Here is a 16,514-nt window from a genome sequence, read left to right as displayed (position 1 = left end):
GACTGGACGACATGAGCGACCTGAGCCACACGACAGACACCGCGCCTGGTCCTGACGACGCCCCGGTCCGTTTCGGGGTGATCGGGGCCGGTTTCATCGCGCGCTGGTTCGCCGAGGCGGTCGCCCGCGAGCCGGCCGCCCAGATCGTGGCCGTCACCTCCGCTCGCCGCGAGCGCGCCGTCGCCTTCGCCGAGGAGCACCGAATCCCACATTCCCGCGCATCGCTCGAGGAGATGCTCGCCGCCCACGGCCCGGGCTCGGCGAACCCGATCGACGTCGTCTACGTGGGCTCCCCCAACTCCCTGCACGCGGAGCATGCGATCACGGCGCTGGAGGCCGGTTTCCACGTCCTGGTGGAGAAGCCCTTCGCGCTGACGACTGGCCAGGCTCGCGCAATGGTGGACGCAGCCGGGCGGGCCGATCGCTTCCTCATGGAGGGGTGGCTCTCCGCCTTCGAGCCCGGGGTGGCGCAGGTGCGCGAGGCACTGGGGCGCCTGGACCGGCTGCATCGGGTGGTGCTGTCCAAGGAGCAGTTCTCCTCCCGGATGGAGACCTACCGGGCCGGCTCCCTGCCACCGGCCTTCGATCCGGCGCTGGGCGGCGGCTCCCTCATGGACCTGGGGATCTACCCCGTCAGCCTGGCTATTCACCTCTTCGGGAAGCCGGACCGGGTGACGGCCACGGGAGTGCTCCTCGACTCCGGCGTCGACGTGCGGGGCACGGTCGTCCTGTCCTACGACTCCGGTGAGTACGAAGGGCTGGAGGTCGTCTGCCTGCACTCCAAGACCTCCCCGGGGACGGAGTCGACCTTTGCTGCGGACCACGACGTGCTGAGCATCGACGACTGCCAGTGGCCCGAGCGCATCGAGCTGCGCGGGCCGGCGGCAGACAGGAGCGCAGGTGAGGATAGGCAGGCGCATGAGGACCTGTCGGTTGAGCGCACGGCGCAGCGGCCCGGCCACCAGCTCGCCTACGAGTTGGCCGAGGTCTGCCGCCTGGTGCGCGCCGGAGCGCGCGAGTCCGATCTTCACCCGCTGAGCAGCTCGGTGGCGGCGATAGCTGTACTGGAGGAGGCTCGCCGTCAGGTGGGGGTGCGCTTCCCGGTCGACGAACAGGACTGATCCGCGTCGGCGGTCTCGGCGCTCCCTCCTCCACACCGGTAGGGGCTCGACGGTGGGATGATGCTGCTATGACATCGACCTCCCCAGCTAACGGCAGCCCGTCCGACGAAGCCTCCAGCTCCTCGCAGGAGGCTCCCCAGTCCCTGGCGGCACGCGGCTCCAACCGGTCCCGGCAGCCCGACAACCAGGCCTTCAGAGACTTCATCGGCTCGGGCTGGGGCCCTCGCCCCGAGGGCCTGCCCTCCCGCAGCGAGGCGGCTCCGTGGGCGGCGGCCCGCCGCGAGGCCCTCGGAAGAATCTTCCCCGGCGAGCGCCTAGTGCTGCCCGCAGGCACGCTCAAGGTACGCAACAACGACTGCGACTATCGCTTCCGCCCGCACAGCGCCTTCGCCCACCTGGCCGGGACCGGCACGGACTTCGAGCCCGACGCCGTGCTCGTCCTGGATCCGCTCACGTCGCCCGGTCGGGACGTGGGTGCCCCAGGCGCACCGGCGACCTCAGACGGTCCGGACGGGGCCGCCCCGACCCACGAGGCGGTCCTCTACTTCCGGCCTCGGGCCTCGCGCTCCAGCCGGGAGTTCTACGGCGACCCTCGCTACGGCGAGCTGTGGGTGGGAGTGCGCCCCTCCCTGGAGGAGGTCGAGGCCTCCACCGGCATGCGCTGCGCCCACATCGACTCCCTGCCTGACGCCCTGGCCAAGGACGCGGGTCCCGGCGCGGTCCAGCTGCGCGTCGTCGCGGAGGCCGATGAGTCCGTGACCGCCCTGGTGACCACCGCCCGCCAGCAGGTCGGGCTGGAGACCGGCCAGGCCGCCGCCGAGGTCGACGCCGGCCTGGCCGAGGCCGCCAGTGAGCTGCGCCTGATCAAGGACCCGTGGGAGATCGACCAGCTGCGCGCCGCCGTCGCCGCCACCAAGGCCGGCTTCGACGATCTCATCCGCGCCATCCCGAGGGCCTGCGGCCACTGGCGCGGCGAGCGGGTCCTGGAGGGGGCTTTCGGGGCCAAGGCTCGTGAGGAGGGCAACGGTCTGGGGTACGACACGATCGCCGCGGCCGGCAACCACGCCAACACGCTGCACTGGATCAACAATGACGGCGCCGTCGAGCCCGGCCAGCTGGTCCTGGTGGACGCCGGTGTCGAGGTCGACTCCCTCTACACCGCTGACGTGACCCGCACGATCCCGGTCGATGGCCGCTTCACCGAGGCCCAGCGCCGGATCTACCAGGCCGTCCTCGACGCCGCCGACGCCGCCTTCGCCCGCGCGGGCACGCCTGGCTGCCGTTTCAAGGACGTCCATGCCGCCGCCATGGAGGTGATCGCCGCCCGCCTGGAGGAGTGGGGGATGCTGCCCGAGGGCGCGAGCGCCGCTGACTCGCTGGCACCCGAGGGCCAGTACCACCGGCGCTGGATGGTCCACGGGACGAGCCACCACCTGGGTCTGGACGTCCACGACTGCGCCCAGGCGCGCCGCGAGATGTACATGGACGCGGAGCTCAAGCCGGGCATGTGCTTCACCATCGAGCCGGGCCTGTACTTCCGCCAGGACGACCTGCTGGTGCCCGCCGAGATGCGGGGCACCGGCGTGCGCATCGAGGACGACGTCGTCGTGCGCGAGGACGGCAGCGTGGAGCGCCTCACCCAGGACGTGCCCCGCACCGTGGAGGAGGTCGAGGCCTGGGTCAGCGGGCTCATCGCCTGACTGCTTCCTGCGCCTTTTTTCGGCCGCAAGGACAGAACGGACCGGGCCGGTCGTCACTGAGGCGATCGGCCCGGTCCGCAACGTGCGGCGTATCGTCAGTCGGTCGCCCGTCACACCTTGCACATCATCGTTTAGCACGGATACCATCGCTGTATGACGATGAAACATGGGCTGCTGCCCGAGGACCGCTCACAGGACCACGGCGCCGTGCACGAGGCCTCCACCGTGGCCTCCCTGCTCGACGTTCTGGGGGATGCCACCCGCCTGGCGATCCTGCGCCACCTGCACGGCGGCGAGCACCGAGTGGTGGAGCTGACCGAGCACCTGGGCCTGGCCCAGTCGACCGTCTCCCAGCACCTGGCGATCCTGCGCAGCGCAGGCCTCATCTCCAGCCACTCCCACGGACGGGCCAACGTCAGCCGGATTGAGCACCCCGAGGCCATTGAACAGGTCCTGTCCGCCACCGAGGCCCTGGCCGCCATCATCTCCGCGGCCCCCTCGAGCCAGGACAAGGAGCCTCTGTGAGCGCCTCGGACAGCCACGAGCACCGCGACCACTCCCTCGGGCACTCGCACAACCACGGCGCAGGAGCCTCACGCGGCCGGCTCCTGGTCGCCCTGTGCCTGTCGACCACTGTCCTGGTGGCCGAGATCGTCACGGCCTTCCTCACCGGATCGCTGGCCCTGCTGGCCGACGCCGGGCACATGCTCACCGACGTCGTCGGCCTGGTCATAGCCCTGACGGCCGCGCACCTGTCGGTGCGGCCTGCCACGGACCGCTCCACCTGGGGCATGCGCCGGGCCGAGGTCATCGGGGCGGCGCTCCAGGCCGGCATGCTCGCCGTCGTCGGCGTCTTCGTGGCCTTCAAGGCGGTTCACAACCTCGTGGCGCCCCCGCAGGTCGAGGCCTCCGGCATGCTCGTCATGGGCGCCATCGGACTGACCGCCAACGTCGTCGCGCTGCTCGTCCTGTCCGGTGGACACGGTGACAGTCTCAACATGAGAGCAGCCTTCCTGGAGGTCCTCAACGACGCCCTGGGATCGGTGGGCGTCATCATCGCGGCGGCCGTCGTGGCCCGCACCGGCTGGACCCGGGCCGACGCCGTGGCCTCCCTCGTCATCGCCGTGCTCATTCTGCCGCGGGCCGTGGTACTGCTGCGCTCAGCGCTGGCCGTCCTCATGGACTTCACACCCGAGGAGCTGGACCTGGCACAGGTGCGCACCCACATGCTCGGGGTCGACCACGTCGAGGAGGTCCACGACCTGCACGCCTGGACGGTCGCCTCGGGGATGCCGGTGCTGACCGCGCACGTCGTCGTCCGTGACGAGTGCCTGCGCGACGGTCACACCGAGGAGATCCTCGACCGGCTCCAGGGCTGCGTGGCCGAGCACTTCCCGGTCAGGATCCAGCACGCGACCCTGCAGCTCGAGCCCGTCTCGCACCTGGAGCACGAGGCGGCCTACTGCTAGCAGCGGGCTCAGGTACGGCGGTAGCGCTTGCGGGTCGGCTCGGGGATGCGGGCCGGCTCCCCGCCCTCCAGGTGCTCGCGGGCGAAGGCGAGAGCGCTGGCGAGCCCCTCCAGACGCTGAGCGGTTGTCATGGACCGGGTGGTCACCTCGACGACCACCTGCCCCCCACCGGCCTCGAAGCCGGTGGCGACCAGGTGCCGGAGGACCCCGGCGCAGTCCTGGTTGCCCTGCCCGGGAAGCAGATGGTCGTCCAGAGGACCGGGCACGCCGTCGGTCAGGTGGAGGTGGCGCAGGGTCGGCCCCAGGGAGCGGGCCATCGCCAGGGCGTCGGAACCGGAGGTGGCCGCGTGGGAGATGTCCAGCGTCACCGACTTGTAGCCCTGCCCCACCGGGTCCCAGGTGGGCGAGTAGGCCTGGAAGTCGCGTGTGGAGTGGGCGTGGCGGGGCCTCCAGGTGAACATGTTCTCCACCGCCAGGTGGATCCCCGTGGCGGCCTCACGCTGCGCCACCCCGGCGATGAAGGACCGCGCGTAACGGGTCTGCCAGAAGAAGGGCGGGTGCAGCACCACGGTGGGGGCCTTGAGGTAGTGGGCCAGCTCGATGGAGCGGTCCACCTTGTCCCACGGGTCCACTCCGAACACTCCGCGGGTCACCAACAGTGTGGGGGCGTGGACCGCCAGCACCGGCTGCTCGTACTTGTCCACCAGGGCCGCCAGACGGGTGGCGTCCTGGGATGCCTTCTCGCTCCAAACCATGACCTCGACGCCGTCGTAGCCCAGCTCCTGAGCGATCGCAAAGGTGTCGGGAACGCTGCCGGGAACCACGCAGGCGGTCGACAGCCCCACCGGAATACTCATGTCCTCGATGTCCCTTTGTCCCTGGTGTCCCTTGCCCCTCGGTCCTCGTCAGTCCTCATCGCCGGCTCCGGCCCCGGTGCCGGAGCCCTGCGACGACGTCGAGCCGCCCGGATCCTCCCGCCCCTCCCGCCGCGACGGGCGTCGGAACGGGTCGTAGTCCTCGGGGACGGCGGGAGCCTCGGGCTGCGCCCCCGGGGCCGCGCTGGACGTCACGTCGGGGGTGGTGGTCCCCGCCTGCGGCAGACGCACCCCGAAGCGGGGCTGCTCATCGGGCCGGGAGCCGAAGGCCGTCGGCCCGGAGGCATCCTCCCGCGCCCGACGGCGCTCCTGGGTCCGCCGCAGAGCCTCTCCCCCGCGTGAGAGGTTGCCCGGGACGTCAGCCAGGGCCTGGGCCGCCTCACGGACCTCGCGGGCGGCGATGATCGAGTAGCGCGAGGCCACAACCTGGCTGATCGAGGTGAAGTCGCGCCGCCCTCGGGTCAGGGCGTAGCTGAAGAGCTGGAAGACAATGCCCCACAGCACCCCCAGCAGGACGCAGGCCCAGAAGCTGAGCCGGGGCCCGTTGCTGCCGGCCACCGACATGATGATGCCGAAGAACATCCCGATCCACAGGCCGCTCATGGCCCCCGACATAGCCGCGCGCCCCCAGCTCATGCGTCCGGTGATGCGCTCGACCTGACGCAGGTCGGTGCCGATGATCGCCAGGTGCTGAACCGGGAACCCCTGGTCGGACAGGGCGTCAACGGCCCTCTGCGCCTCGGGGTAGGTCGCGAAGGAGGCCACCTCCTCCCCCTGGGGCATGACACCACCACCGGGTGACGTCAGGGAGGACAGCGGGCTCGGATTGGCACTCATAGAGGCTATCGTCGCACGCGCGGGCACGCGGTACAGACCCATCAGCAGGCATTCACGCCTCAGGCGCATAGGCTTGGCTTGTGGAGAACACCAGGACGCGCACGACCAGCAGGGTCTTTGTGGCCCGCCTCATCGGCACCTCCGTCTTCGACCCCCTGGGCGACGCGGTGGGCAAGGTCCATGACGTCGTCGTCCTGCTGCAGATGCGCGGGGAGCCGCGAGCGGTCGGGTTCGTCATCGAGGTCTCCAGCAGACGCCGCGTCTTCCTGCCGCTGTCCCGAGTCACCGCGATCGAGCCCGGCGCCGTCATCACCACGGGTCTGATGAACATCCGCCGCTTCACCCAGCGCCACGTGGAGACCCTCGTCGTCGGCGAGCTGCTGGACCGGGTGGTCACGATGCGCGACGGGTCGGGGACCGTCACCGTTCGGGACGTGGCCATCGAGCGCGACCGCGGCCTGGACTGGAAGGTGACCCGCCTGTTCGTCCAGCGAGCCTCCACCGGACCGCTGGGCCTGCGCCGCGGGGAGACCTTCACGGTGCGCCCCGACGAGGTCACAGGCCTGGCCGCCAGCGCCGACCAGCAGGGCGCCACCGCGCTGCTGGCCACCTTGGAGGACCTCAAGGCCGCCGACCTGGCCGACGTCATGCGCGATCTGCCGCAGGACAGCCAGATGCGCGTGGCCGCCGAGCTGACCGACGAGCGCCTGGCCGACGTCCTGGAGGAGCTCGGCAACGAGGACGCCGTCGCGCTCCTGTCCCGCCTGGAGGCCGGGCGCGCCGCCGACGTGCTGGACGCCATGCAGCCCGACGACGCCGCCGACCTGGTGGCCGACCTCCCCCAGCTCAAGGCCGCCGAGCTCCTGGGCCTCATGGAGCCCGAGGAGGCCGAGGACGTACGCCGCCTCATGGCCTACGACGACTACACCGCCGGTGGCCTCATGACCACCGAGCCGATCATCCTGCCGCCCGAGGCGACGGTGGCGACCTTCCTGGCCCAGTCCCGCAAGGCCGAGATCCCCCCGGCCCTGGCCGCCATCGGCTTCGTGTGCCGACCTCCCCTGGAGTCGCCCACCGGCAAGTTCGTGGGCATGGTCCACTTCCAGCGAGCCCTGCGCGAACGCCCCCAGCGACTGGTCGGATCGATCGTGGACACCGACGTCGACTCCGTGCGAGCCGAGGACTCCATCGGAACCGTCACGCGCCTGCTGGCCACCTACAACCTGACAGCCCTGCCGGTCCTCGACGACGCCGGACGTCTGCTGGGCGCCGTCAGCGTTGACGACGTCCTGGACCACCTCATGCCCGACGACTGGCGCGTGGCCGACGAGGCCGTCACCGACGAGACGATCGAGAGGGGAGCCAATGCCTGACCAGCTCGACCAGCCGCTGCCCGACAACCGCCTGCGGTGGCTACGCCGAACCCATCCGGCACGGGCCTCCCGCTCGGACGGGTTCGGCCGCTTCGCCGAGGCGACCGCCCGATTCATGGGCTCGCCCCAGTTCGTGCTCTACATGTCGGTCTTCGTCATCGCCTGGATCGTGGCGAACCTCGTCCTGGCCAAGGTGCAGCGGGCGTGGGACCCATACCCCTTCATCCTGCTCAACCTGGCCTTCTCCACCCAGGCCTCCTACTCGGCCCCCCTCATCATGCTGGCCCAGAACCGCCAGGACGACCGCGACCGGGTCACCGCCGAGCAGGACCGCCAGCGCGCCCAGCGCAACCTGGAGGACACTGAGTTCCTCACCCGGGAGATCGCTGCCCTGCGCCTGGCCATGAACGACGTCGCCACCCGCGACTTCGTGCGCAGCGAACTACGTGACATGCTCAGCGAGATCCTCGCCGAGGAGCGCCTCACCCGCGAGGAGATCACCGAGATCGCGGAGTTCCAGGAGGGGGTCGACGACGAGACCGGCAACCATCCTGGTCATCCCCCCTCGCGCTGAGAACGACCGCCCCGTCTCACGTGGGACGCGCCACCTGTCGAGGCGCCGAGTACCACCCCTAGGATGGGGCCATGCCGCTACCGACTCATGACGCCGTCATGGAGGCGCTGGATCGGGTCATCGACCCCGAGCTGCGCCGCCCCGTCACCGACCTGGGAATGGTCTCCTCCGTTGACATCGCCGAAGACGGCGTGGTCAGTGTCGAGGTGCTCCTGACCGTGGCCGGATGCCCGCTGAAGGACACGATCACCGCTGACACCCGGCGCGAGGTCGGCTCCGTCGAGGGCGTCACGGATGTGCAGGTGAGCCTGGGCGTCATGAACGACGAGCAGAAGGCCGAGCTGCGCCGCCGACTGCGCGGGGGGGCCGCCGAGCCGGTCGTGCCCTTCACCCAGCCGGGCAACCTCACCCGGGTCTACGCCATCACCTCGGGCAAGGGCGGCGTCGGCAAGTCCTCGGTGACCGCGAACCTGGCCGCCGCCATGGCCGCCCAGGGGCTGAGCGTGGGCGTCGTCGACGCCGACATCTACGGCTTCTCCATCCCCCGTATGCTCGGGGTGGACCGGGTCCCCACCCAGCTCGACGGCATGATCGTGCCCCCCGTGGCCCACGGGGTGAAGGTCATCTCCATCGGAATGTTCGTCGAGGACAAGCAGCCCGTGGTCTGGCGCGGCCCCATGCTGCACCGTGCCGTCCAGCAGTTCCTCTCCGACGTCTTCTGGGGAGACCTGGACGTCCTTCTGCTGGACCTGCCGCCCGGAACCGGCGACGTGACCATCTCGGTGGCCCAGCTGCTGCCGAGTGCCGAGATCCTTGTGGTCACCACCCCGCAGACGGCCGCGGCCGAGGTGGCCGAGCGAACGGGCCTCATCGCCGCCCAGACGCACCAGAAGGTGGTGGGCGTCATCGAGAACATGTCCTACATGCCTCAGCCCGACGGCTCGCGCCTGGAGATCTTCGGCTCCGGCGGGGGCACGATCGTCAGCACCTCCCTGAGCGAGACACTCGGTTACGAGGTGCCGCTGCTGGCCCAGCTGCCGCTGGACATCCGTCTGCGCGAGGGCTCCGACACCGGCAACCCGGCTACCGTGGCCGACGACGGCAAGCCCGTCGCCGAGGCCCCCGCAGCTTTGGAGCTGTCCGCCGTCGCCCAGCGTCTGTCCCACCGCGCTCGCGGCCTGGCCGGCAAGAGCCTGGGAGTCACCCCGACCTGAGCCGGCCCTACCGGCCCCAGTTCTGGCCGAGCCCCACCGAGACCGACACGTTTCGCGTAGCCCGACGGTTTTTCTGTCCGGCTACGCGAAATCCGTCTGGCTCGACGCCTCCAACTCTGGAACGTCTCTAGAAGTCGACGGCGACGCGTGCGGCCTCAGCCCGGGTGCGGGCGGCGGCGTTGGCGGCGCGCACAATGTCACGCGGAGACAGAGGACGCGCTCGGGTGCCGGAGTCGTCGGTCGCCTCCGAGGCGTCCTGCTGGTACTCGTCAGAGGTATCAACGCCCGGTTCGACCAGGCTCGCCGGGACCTTCACCGACGCAGGCTCAGCCGGCTGCTCACCGGACTCCGGCGATTCGGTCTCCTCCGGCTGCTCGACGTCGGGCTCAGCACCATCCGCCTTCTGGAGCACGCCCTGCGGAGGGGCGGGAGACTCAGAGATCACAGAGGCCTCAGTGTTCTCCGCCGCATCGGTCAGGTCGGCCGCCTCGATTCCCTCCGCCGCGTCCTGAGACTCGGTGGAGGCGTTGTCCGCCCTCGCCTCCGCCTGGATGGCGTCGGCCTCGATGTCGGCCTCAGTGCTCGTCTCAGTGTCCGTCTCAGCGTCTGCCTCGGTGTTGTTCTCCGCGTCGTCGTCAGCGTTGCTCGCACTGTTCTTCTCAGCCAGCTGCTCGGCCCGCTTCGCCTCGATCTGCTTGCTCAGCGACTTGGCCCGGTCCTGCTTGACGACGTCGTTGACGACCTGGGCGGCGTCATCGGAGACCTCCTTGGCGGCCGAGCCGACGGACCTGAAGGGGTGGGCGAGGTCCTCACGGATGGCGTCGATGTCCTCCCCCAGGGCGTCGCGCACGATCTTGCGCGGGTCGTACTGGCGCGGATCGAGGCTGGACAGGTCCAGGTCGGCCATCTCGGGGTCGACCTCCTCGGCGATCTGGCTGCGCGCGTTGTCCAGGAACACCCTGAGCTGACGCACCATCTGCGTGAGCTTGCGGGTGTACTCGGGCAGGCGCTGCGGCCCCACCACAACCACCGCCACCAGGACGATGACGAGGAACTCAGATCCAGAGATGCCGAACACGCCGCTCAGTATAAGGAGTCCTCACAGGTCGGCTCCGCATCGGTTCGCCTACCGGCGGACTCACCCGGGCATCCGCCCTTCCCCCTATCCGGCCGAACACCTGGAACAATGTGGCTTGAGGGGCCGCGCCTGGCGCCCCGCAGCAGAAGAAAGGCTCACAGTGAGTGCGGACAAGACGCTGAGCTGGTCCTACACGGAGGACTTCACCGCGGAGGACGAGGCCACCGCCCAGGCCCGTATACGCGGGCTCGAGCTCGGCATCACCCCGGTGTCCTCGGGGACCGGTGCAGCGTTGCGGATGCTGGCCGCCTCTGTGGGGGCCAAGTCCGTGGCCGAGGTGGGCACCGGCACCGGCGTCTCCGGCCTGTGGCTGCTGGGCGGCATGGGCTCCGACGGGGTCCTCACCACCATCGACGTCGAGCCCGAGCTCCAGCGTGAGGCCCGCCGCGCCTTCGACGGCGCCGGCTACCCCTCCTCACGTACCCGCATCATCCAGGGTCGGGCCTCCGACGTCATGCCTAGGATGGCAGCCCGCTCCTACGACATGGTTGTGCTCGACGTCGCCCCGGAGGAGGCGATCCTGCTGGCCTCCAACGCGCTGCGGATGCTGCGCCGAGGCGGGGTCCTGGCCGTCACCCGGGCCCTGTGGAACGACCACGTGGCCGATCCTGCCCGCCGCGACGTCACCACGGTGGCCGCCCGCGAGCTCGGCAAGGCACTGCGCGCCTCCCGGGCGCTGCTGACGACGCTGCTTCCCGTCGGTGACGGGCTGCTCGTCTCCGTGCGCCAGACCTGACGGCGCAACGTCAGAGGATAGAGAAGAAGGAGGGTCGGACCCCTCGTGGGTCCGACCCTCTCTTTCTTAGGCTGGATGGCCCTGCTGTCAGTTCCTCGACGCCGAGAACCGAGCGAAACCGGTCTGTCCCCAGACCATCGGGATCAATCAGATCTTGGCGTTGGCCAGAGCCTCCCCAAGCTCCTTGACCTCGTCGGCCGTGATCTCGAGGACGAGTCGACCGCCGCCTTCAAGCGGAACCCGCATGATGATGGCGCGGCCTTCCTTGACGACTTCGAGAGGGCCGTCTCCGGTCCGGGGCTTCATGGCAGCCATGTGCTCACCTTTCGTCAGTGCTGCGCGGGCACATCGCCGCGCGACCTGTCATATTCTACGACATCAAAGGTGCAACGTTCGAGGATGCGTCCGCGATAACACAACTCACGCCCCGCCCTGGCCGTTGCGCAGCCGACGGGCGGCACCGACCACGTAGTCCACAGCCTCCCCGGCGTCATCGACGACATGAAGCAGGTCGGGATCGGCCGGCGAGATCATTCCGCGCTCGATCATGGCGGTGCGCACCCACTCCAGCAGCCCGCCCCAGTATCCGCTGTCCACCAGGACGATGGGGAAGGAGGAGATCTTCTGGGTCTGGACCAGGGTGAGGGCCTCGAAGAGCTCATCGAGGGTTCCCATGCCGCCGGGCATGACGACGAAGCCGTCGGAGTACTTGACGAACATGGTCTTGCGGGCGAAGAAGTAGCGGAAGTTGACCCCGAGGTCGACGTACTCGTTCATCCCCTGCTCGTAGGGCAGCTCGATGCCGAGCCCCACCGAGGTACCTCCGGCCTCGTGACACCCGCGGTTGGCGGCCTCCATCACGCCCGGGCCGCCTCCGGTGATGACGGCATAGTTGGCGCGGGCCAGCCCAGCCCCGACCTCCACCGCTACCTGGTAGGCGGGGTCCTCGGGCCTGATGCGGGCCGAGCCGAAGACGCTGATGGCCTGCCCCAGCTCGGCCAGGGCTCCGAAACCCTCGATGAACTCGGCCTGAATGCGCATGGCCCGCCATGGGTCGGAGTGAAGCCAATCGGCGTCGGCGGCGCTGCTCAGCAGTCGTGCGTCGGTGGTCTGGGTGGGGATCTGGGTGCCGCGCAGCACCACTGGCCCCTTGCGGTAGGACTCGCGTGTACTCATACGACCATGATTCCCCAAACCAGCCGGGTACGGAGAAGAGCCGGTCGGTGTCGACAGCGACAACGGCCGAGGGCGAGCGGGTGAGCACTCGCCGTTCAGGCCAACCAGTCGCGCAGGATGGAGGTGACGGCGTCGATCTGCTCGACGGGGCAGTGCTCGTCGTCGGTGTGGCAGAGCATCGGGTCACCGGGGCCGAGGTTGACCGCGGGGACCCCGGCCGCCGAGAAGCGGGCGACGTCGGTCCACCCGTACTTGGGGCCGACCCCTCCCCCGCGGGCGCGAACGGCCGAGACGAGCTCGGCGGCCAGAGGCGAGTCCAGGCCGGGTCGGGCCGCCGGGCAGAAGTCGTCGACGACGACGTCAACCCGCCCGGTTCCCGCGGTGATGACGGGTAACTCGAGGTCATCGGCATCAATGGCCCCGTCGGCGCCCTCGGCGGGCAGTCCGGCCAGGATGCGTAGGGTCCGAGCGAGGGCCTGCTCGGCGGTCAGGTCGGGGGCGAAGCGGTAGTTGACGCCGATGCGACAGCGGTCGGGGACCGTGTTGGAGGCGACGCCGGCCTCGATGCTCACCACGGAGAAGCTCTCCCGGTAGGTCAGGCCCTCGACCTCGACCTCGCGCACCGGCGCCTCGGCAGCGCGGTCGATGATGGGAGCGGCGGCATGGACGGCGTTGACGCCGCGCCAGGCGCGCCCGGAGTGGGCGGCAGTGCCGTGGACGGTGAGGGAAACGCGCAGGGTGCCGTTGCAGCCGCCCTCGACCTGGGCACCGGTGGGTTCGCCCAGGACGGCGAAGTCGGCCTCCAGCCAGTCGGGGTGGGCCCGGAGGGTGCGACCCAGGCCGTTGAGGTCGCTGGTGACCTCCTCGTTGTCGTAGAAGACCCAGGTGACGTCGCGGCGCGGCGCACTCATGGTGGCGGCCAGGTGGAGAGCGGCGGCCACCCCGCCCTTCATGTCGACGCTGCCGCGCCCCCAGATGACCTCGGTGCCCTCTCTGCGCTCGAGGCGTCCGGGGACGTTGTCGGTGTGCAGGGAGACGGGGACGGTGTCGAGGTGACCGGCGATGACGACCCGCTCGGGTCGACTCAGATGGGTGCGGGCGATCACGGTGTTGCCGTGGCGAAGGATCTCCAGGTGCTCCAGCTCGCCCAAGGCGGCCTCGACGGCGTCGGCCAACGGGGCCTCGGTCCCGGAGACGCTGCGGGCATTCACCAGGGCCAGGGCCAGCTCGGCCGGGCTCGCGGCGTCCGGCCCCGTCAATGGGGGCAGGGCGACGGTGGCGGACTGGTCTGAGAACGGTTCCGGCGAAGTGGAGGAGGCCATGCCCCGAGGCTAACGGAGACGAGGACATACCGGCCCGCCCGCGGCCGCTTCACCGGTTTACGTCGGCCGCCTTCTGGGCGCCGGCCCACCACATCGAGCGCTCGGCCTCGCCTCCTCCAGGCCTTCATCACACCGGACATCTCACCTTTCTAAAATGAACTCGAATTGCAATCCAAATTTAGTTCAAGATTACTTATTTTACGCATGATCCGAGGACATCTCACCTAAATTCTTCTTGTGTCTGGAAACACCCGTGAGGAGAATCATTGTGAGCGCTTCCAGAACTTTTAGCGCGGTACCGTCACCGACATGACCCGAGGCCACACACACGTAGACGACGACGCCGTGAATGCCTGGATCCACGACGATCCGGACCCCGCCACCCGCGCCGAGCTCACCGAGCTTCTGGCGGCGGCCCGCTCTCAAGGCGAGCAGGCCGCAGTGGCTCAGGCGGCCCTGAACGACGCCTTCAGCGGCACGCTCGCCTTCGGTACGGCCGGCTTGCGCGGTCGCCTGGGCGGAGGCCCCAACCGGATGAACCGGGTCGTCGTCATTCGGGCCGCTGCGGGCCTGTCCGCTTACCTCAAGGACCGCCTTGGCGAGGGTTTCAGCGTCGTCATCGGTTACGACGCCCGCCACAACTCCGAGCAGTTCGCGCGCGACACAGCGGCAGTGGTCACGGGCGCGGGCGGGCGAGCCATTCTCTTCGAGTCGCACTGCCCCACCCCGGTGCTCGCCTTCGCGCTGCGGCGCCTGGAGGCCGACGCCGGCGTCATGGTGACCGCCTCGCACAACCCTCCCCAGGACAACGGCTACAAGGTCTACCTGGGTGGACGGGCCGTGAACGACTCGGGCCAGGGAGCCCAGATCGTTCCCCCCTATGACACTGAGATCGCTGCGGCGATCGACGCCGTCGGACCGGTCGAGTCCGTACCGCGCCCGCAGTCGGGCTGGGAGACGATCGACCCGGCCATCCGGGAGGAGTACATCGAGCGGGCCGCCCAGGCGGCCCGGATGAAGGCCCCCGCCCCGGTACGGATCGTGCTGACTGCGATGCACGGCGTGGGCGGGGCCACCTGCCGGGAGGTGCTTGCCCGGGTCGGATTCACCGACGTCGTCGAGGTGGCCGAGCAGTTCGAGCCCGACCCGGACTTCCCGACGGTCGCCTTCCCCAACCCGGAGGAGCCCGGGGCCCTGGACCTGGCGCTTGCCAGGGCGCGAGAGGTCGAGGCGGACCTGGTGATCGCCAACGACCCCGACGCCGACCGCTGCTCGGCCGCCGTCCCGGACGCGGACGCCCCTGGCGGCTGGCGTCAGCTGACCGGTGATGAGGTCGGTGCGCTCCTGGGTGAGCAGGCCGCTGAGCTGGCCGCTTTCGCAGGCAATGGGGTCCTGGCCTGCTCGGTGGTCTCCTCCCGGCTGCTGCGCCGGATCGCCCAGTCCCATGGGCTGGGGTTCCGCCGCACCCTGACGGGCTTCAAGTGGATCAGTCGGGAGCCGGGCCTGGTCTTCGGCTACGAGGAGGCGCTGGGTTACTGCGTGGATCCCGCTGCGGTGCGGGACAAGGACGGCATCTCGGCCTCGGTGAGGCTGGCGGTGCTGACTTCAGTGCTCAAGCAGCAGGGGCGCACGCTGCAGGACCTGCTCGACCGACTGGCCCGTGAGCACGGTCTGCACGCCACGAGCCCGTTGAGCATGAGAGTGGAGGACCTCGACATCATCACCAAGACCATGGAGCGCCTGCGTTCGGGCGGGGCTCCGGCCAAGCTCGCCGGCTCCCCGGTCACCACGACGGTGGACCTGCTCGACGGCGTCTCGGACGGCAACGGCGGCACACTGCCTCCCACGAACGGCCTGGTGTGGGTGACGGCCTCGGATGACCGTGTGGTCGTGCGTCCTTCCGGGACCGAGCCCAAGCTCAAGTGCTACTGCGAGGTGATCCTGCCGGTGGGTGACACTCCGGTGGCCGAGGTGCGTGAAGCGGCCGCCGAGCGACTGGAGGTCATCAAGGAGGACCTGCGCGGCGTCCTGGGGATCGCCGCCTGAGCCGAGAGCCCTCCACCGCATCATCCCGTTGATCATCCGTTGATGAGGACCTCAAGGCTGCGCCGATAGGCGCTGGGGCTCATCCCGCAGGCGGCCCTGAAGGCGCCCGCCAGGTGGGACTGGTCGGCGAAGCCGAGATCGGCGGCGATCGTGGCAAGGTCGGCGTCAGGGCGCGCCGTGAGTGCCAGAACCACCTCCTGGAGCCTGATGCGGTGCCCCACCCATCTTGGTCCGCGTCCCAGGGTGGCGCGCAGGCAGCGCTGGATCGTGCGCTCGCTGACGTGCAGAGCCGCAGGCAGGGAGTCGCCTGTGCGCCGGTGAAGCCGGGAGCGCAGCTCATCGACCACCTGGTTGGCCAGGAGTCCACCCTCCGAGAGCGGACGGTCGGCCAGCCGTGCCCGGATCGCCTCATCGGCGGCCTGAGTGCGGGCCTGGGGCGTGGGGTGGGCCGCGACCCTGCGCATAAGTGCGTGCAGTCCAGCGTCCAGCTCCTCGGTCAGGGGGAGTGTGGTGTTGGCCAGGCGCTGGGGCGAGAGCGCACCGAGGACGGCGAGTCCCGCGGGTCGCAGCCGTATGGCGAAGACCCTCCCATGGCCGTGGATCGTGCGGCGCCAGGCGCGGGCCTGGACTCCGGTGATCACCAGGGGCGCGGGCACATCACCCTCCTCCACCGTCAGGGTCACGGCCGGGGCATCAATGATCCGCTGGTCGATGCTCCGGTCACCCAGGTTCCATGAGACGTGCCAGTACTGGTCGACGACGTCGGCCACCGCAGGATCGGGCGTCACCCAGTGCGCGTGGTAGCGGCTGAGGTTATCCGGCGCCAGCACCCCGGTGCGCTCCTGTGGACGGATCGGAGACTCCCGTGGACCACAGTCCAGATCGACTGACATGGCCCCTAGTGTGGCACGCGCCCGTGCCTCGCCGTGGCCG

Annotated in this window: 16 protein-coding genes; 9 read left to right on the top strand and 7 right to left on the bottom strand. The window is 70.0% G+C overall.

The window, feature by feature from the left end; all coding sequences use genetic code 11:
• The first annotated feature begins 11 nt into the window (after positions 1 to 11).
• From BQ8008_RS02145 to BQ8008_RS02130, 4 genes are all read left to right on the top strand, one after another.
• Entirely contained in the window at positions 12 to 1,121 is a 1,110-nt protein-coding gene (locus BQ8008_RS02145; protein WP_108832612.1) for a Gfo/Idh/MocA family protein, read from the top strand.
• 68 nt (positions 1,122 to 1,189) lie between these two features.
• Positions 1,190 to 2,821: an aminopeptidase P family protein gene (locus tag BQ8008_RS02140; RefSeq protein WP_108832611.1), complete on the top strand. Its 1,632-nt coding sequence runs from the start codon at positions 1,190 to 1,192 to the stop codon at positions 2,819 to 2,821.
• 153 nt (positions 2,822 to 2,974) lie between these two features.
• A complete protein-coding gene (locus BQ8008_RS02135; protein WP_108832610.1) occupies positions 2,975 to 3,346 on the top strand; it encodes an ArsR/SmtB family transcription factor in 372 nt (123 codons plus the stop codon).
• Positions 3,343 to 4,290 carry a cation diffusion facilitator family transporter gene (locus BQ8008_RS02130; protein WP_108832609.1) on the top strand — a complete coding sequence of 316 codons (948 nt, stop codon included), beginning with the start codon at positions 3,343 to 3,345 and terminating at the stop codon, positions 4,288 to 4,290. Before BQ8008_RS02135 ends, BQ8008_RS02130 begins: the two co-directional genes overlap by 4 nt.
• Before the next feature lie 8 nt (positions 4,291 to 4,298).
• Here BQ8008_RS02130 and BQ8008_RS02125 read toward each other — a convergent pair whose 3' ends face one another.
• Both BQ8008_RS02125 and BQ8008_RS02120 read right to left on the bottom strand, forming a co-directional pair.
• The gene (locus BQ8008_RS02125) at positions 4,299 to 5,147 is read right to left on the bottom strand and encodes a sugar phosphate isomerase/epimerase family protein (protein WP_108832608.1); all 849 of its coding nucleotides are present in this window, start codon (positions 5,145 to 5,147) and stop codon (positions 4,299 to 4,301) included.
• Positions 5,148 to 5,195: 48 nt separating this feature from the next.
• Entirely contained in the window at positions 5,196 to 6,002 is an 807-nt protein-coding gene (locus tag BQ8008_RS02120) for a general stress protein (protein WP_108832607.1), read from the bottom strand.
• A gap of 80 nt (positions 6,003 to 6,082) precedes the next feature.
• Between BQ8008_RS02120 and BQ8008_RS02115 the strand changes: the two genes are divergently transcribed.
• The 3 genes from BQ8008_RS02115 (at position 6,083) to BQ8008_RS02105 (ending at position 9,163) form a co-directional block, all read left to right on the top strand.
• Entirely contained in the window at positions 6,083 to 7,375 is a 1,293-nt protein-coding gene (locus BQ8008_RS02115) for a magnesium transporter MgtE N-terminal domain-containing protein (protein WP_108832606.1), read from the top strand.
• Positions 7,368 to 7,949 carry a DUF1003 domain-containing protein gene (locus BQ8008_RS02110; RefSeq protein WP_108832605.1) on the top strand — a complete coding sequence of 194 codons (582 nt, stop codon included), beginning with the start codon at positions 7,368 to 7,370 and terminating at the stop codon, positions 7,947 to 7,949. The genes BQ8008_RS02115 and BQ8008_RS02110 overlap by 8 nt, the downstream gene beginning before the upstream one ends.
• Positions 7,950 to 8,020: 71 nt before the next feature.
• Complete coding sequence (locus BQ8008_RS02105; protein WP_108832604.1) at positions 8,021 to 9,163, top strand: Mrp/NBP35 family ATP-binding protein; 1,143 nt, start codon at positions 8,021 to 8,023, stop codon at positions 9,161 to 9,163.
• A 127-nt stretch (positions 9,164 to 9,290) separates the two neighbouring features.
• Here BQ8008_RS02105 and BQ8008_RS02100 read toward each other — a convergent pair whose 3' ends face one another.
• Positions 9,291 to 10,241 (bottom strand): twin-arginine translocase TatA/TatE family subunit, encoded by a 951-nt coding sequence (locus tag BQ8008_RS02100; RefSeq protein ID WP_108832603.1) that lies wholly within the window; start codon positions 10,239 to 10,241, stop codon positions 9,291 to 9,293.
• 160 nt (positions 10,242 to 10,401) lie between these two features.
• Between BQ8008_RS02100 and BQ8008_RS02095 the strand changes: the two genes are divergently transcribed.
• Positions 10,402 to 11,037 (top strand): O-methyltransferase, encoded by a 636-nt coding sequence (locus BQ8008_RS02095; protein ID WP_009403872.1) that lies wholly within the window; start codon positions 10,402 to 10,404, stop codon positions 11,035 to 11,037.
• Between the two features lie 147 nt (positions 11,038 to 11,184).
• Here the strand turns inward: BQ8008_RS02095 and BQ8008_RS02090 are convergent, their stop codons facing one another.
• From BQ8008_RS02090 to dapE, 3 genes are all read right to left on the bottom strand, one after another.
• The gene (locus BQ8008_RS02090) at positions 11,185 to 11,352 is read right to left on the bottom strand and encodes a DUF3117 domain-containing protein (RefSeq protein WP_003782053.1); all 168 of its coding nucleotides are present in this window, start codon (positions 11,350 to 11,352) and stop codon (positions 11,185 to 11,187) included.
• Between the two features lie 105 nt (positions 11,353 to 11,457).
• Positions 11,458 to 12,213: a TIGR00730 family Rossman fold protein gene (locus BQ8008_RS02085; protein WP_108832602.1), complete on the bottom strand. Its 756-nt coding sequence runs from the start codon at positions 12,211 to 12,213 to the stop codon at positions 11,458 to 11,460.
• Between the two features lie 95 nt (positions 12,214 to 12,308).
• A complete protein-coding gene (gene dapE, locus BQ8008_RS02080; protein WP_108832601.1) occupies positions 12,309 to 13,535 on the bottom strand; it encodes a succinyl-diaminopimelate desuccinylase in 1,227 nt (408 codons plus the stop codon).
• A 309-nt stretch (positions 13,536 to 13,844) separates the two neighbouring features.
• Between dapE and BQ8008_RS02075 the strand changes: the two genes are divergently transcribed.
• Positions 13,845 to 15,581, top strand: a complete 1,737-nt coding sequence (locus BQ8008_RS02075) for a phospho-sugar mutase (protein WP_108832600.1) — start codon at positions 13,845 to 13,847, stop codon at positions 15,579 to 15,581.
• A 32-nt stretch (positions 15,582 to 15,613) separates the two neighbouring features.
• Here the strand turns inward: BQ8008_RS02075 and BQ8008_RS02070 are convergent, their stop codons facing one another.
• Positions 15,614 to 16,474 carry an AraC family transcriptional regulator gene (locus BQ8008_RS02070; protein ID WP_108832599.1) on the bottom strand — a complete coding sequence of 287 codons (861 nt, stop codon included), beginning with the start codon at positions 16,472 to 16,474 and terminating at the stop codon, positions 15,614 to 15,616.
• Positions 16,475 to 16,514 lie beyond the last annotated feature (40 nt).

Source organism: Actinomyces sp. Marseille-P3109 (assembly GCF_900323545.1).
Classification (GTDB): Bacteria; Actinomycetota; Actinomycetes; order Actinomycetales; family Actinomycetaceae; genus Actinomyces.
The sequence above is the reverse complement of the archived record's forward strand: the minus strand, read 5'-3'. Positions and strand labels throughout refer to the sequence as shown.

Excerpts from the sequence above, each read along its gene's own strand:
- BQ8008_RS02135 (WP_108832610.1), top strand. The coding sequence starts at position 2,975 with ATGACGATGAAACATGGGCTGCTGCCCGAGGACCGCTCACAGGACCAC.
- BQ8008_RS02070 (WP_108832599.1), bottom strand. The coding sequence starts at position 16,474 with ATGTCAGTCGATCTGGACTGTGGTCCACGGGAGTCTCCGATCCGTCCA.
- BQ8008_RS02125 (WP_108832608.1), bottom strand. The coding sequence starts at position 5,147 with ATGAGTATTCCGGTGGGGCTGTCGACCGCCTGCGTGGTTCCCGGCAGC.
- BQ8008_RS02090 (WP_003782053.1), bottom strand. The coding sequence starts at position 11,352 with ATGGCTGCCATGAAGCCCCGGACCGGAGACGGCCCTCTCGAAGTCGTC.
- BQ8008_RS02105 (WP_108832604.1), top strand. The coding sequence starts at position 8,021 with ATGCCGCTACCGACTCATGACGCCGTCATGGAGGCGCTGGATCGGGTC.
- dapE (WP_108832601.1), bottom strand. The coding sequence starts at position 13,535 with ATGGCCTCCTCCACTTCGCCGGAACCGTTCTCAGACCAGTCCGCCACC.
- BQ8008_RS02120 (WP_108832607.1), bottom strand. The coding sequence starts at position 6,002 with ATGAGTGCCAATCCGAGCCCGCTGTCCTCCCTGACGTCACCCGGTGGT.
- BQ8008_RS02140 (WP_108832611.1), top strand. The coding sequence starts at position 1,190 with ATGACATCGACCTCCCCAGCTAACGGCAGCCCGTCCGACGAAGCCTCC.
- BQ8008_RS02075 (WP_108832600.1), top strand. The coding sequence starts at position 13,845 with ATGACCCGAGGCCACACACACGTAGACGACGACGCCGTGAATGCCTGG.
- BQ8008_RS02110 (WP_108832605.1), top strand. The coding sequence starts at position 7,368 with ATGCCTGACCAGCTCGACCAGCCGCTGCCCGACAACCGCCTGCGGTGG.
- BQ8008_RS02085 (WP_108832602.1), bottom strand. The coding sequence starts at position 12,213 with ATGAGTACACGCGAGTCCTACCGCAAGGGGCCAGTGGTGCTGCGCGGC.
- BQ8008_RS02145 (WP_108832612.1), top strand. The coding sequence starts at position 12 with ATGAGCGACCTGAGCCACACGACAGACACCGCGCCTGGTCCTGACGAC.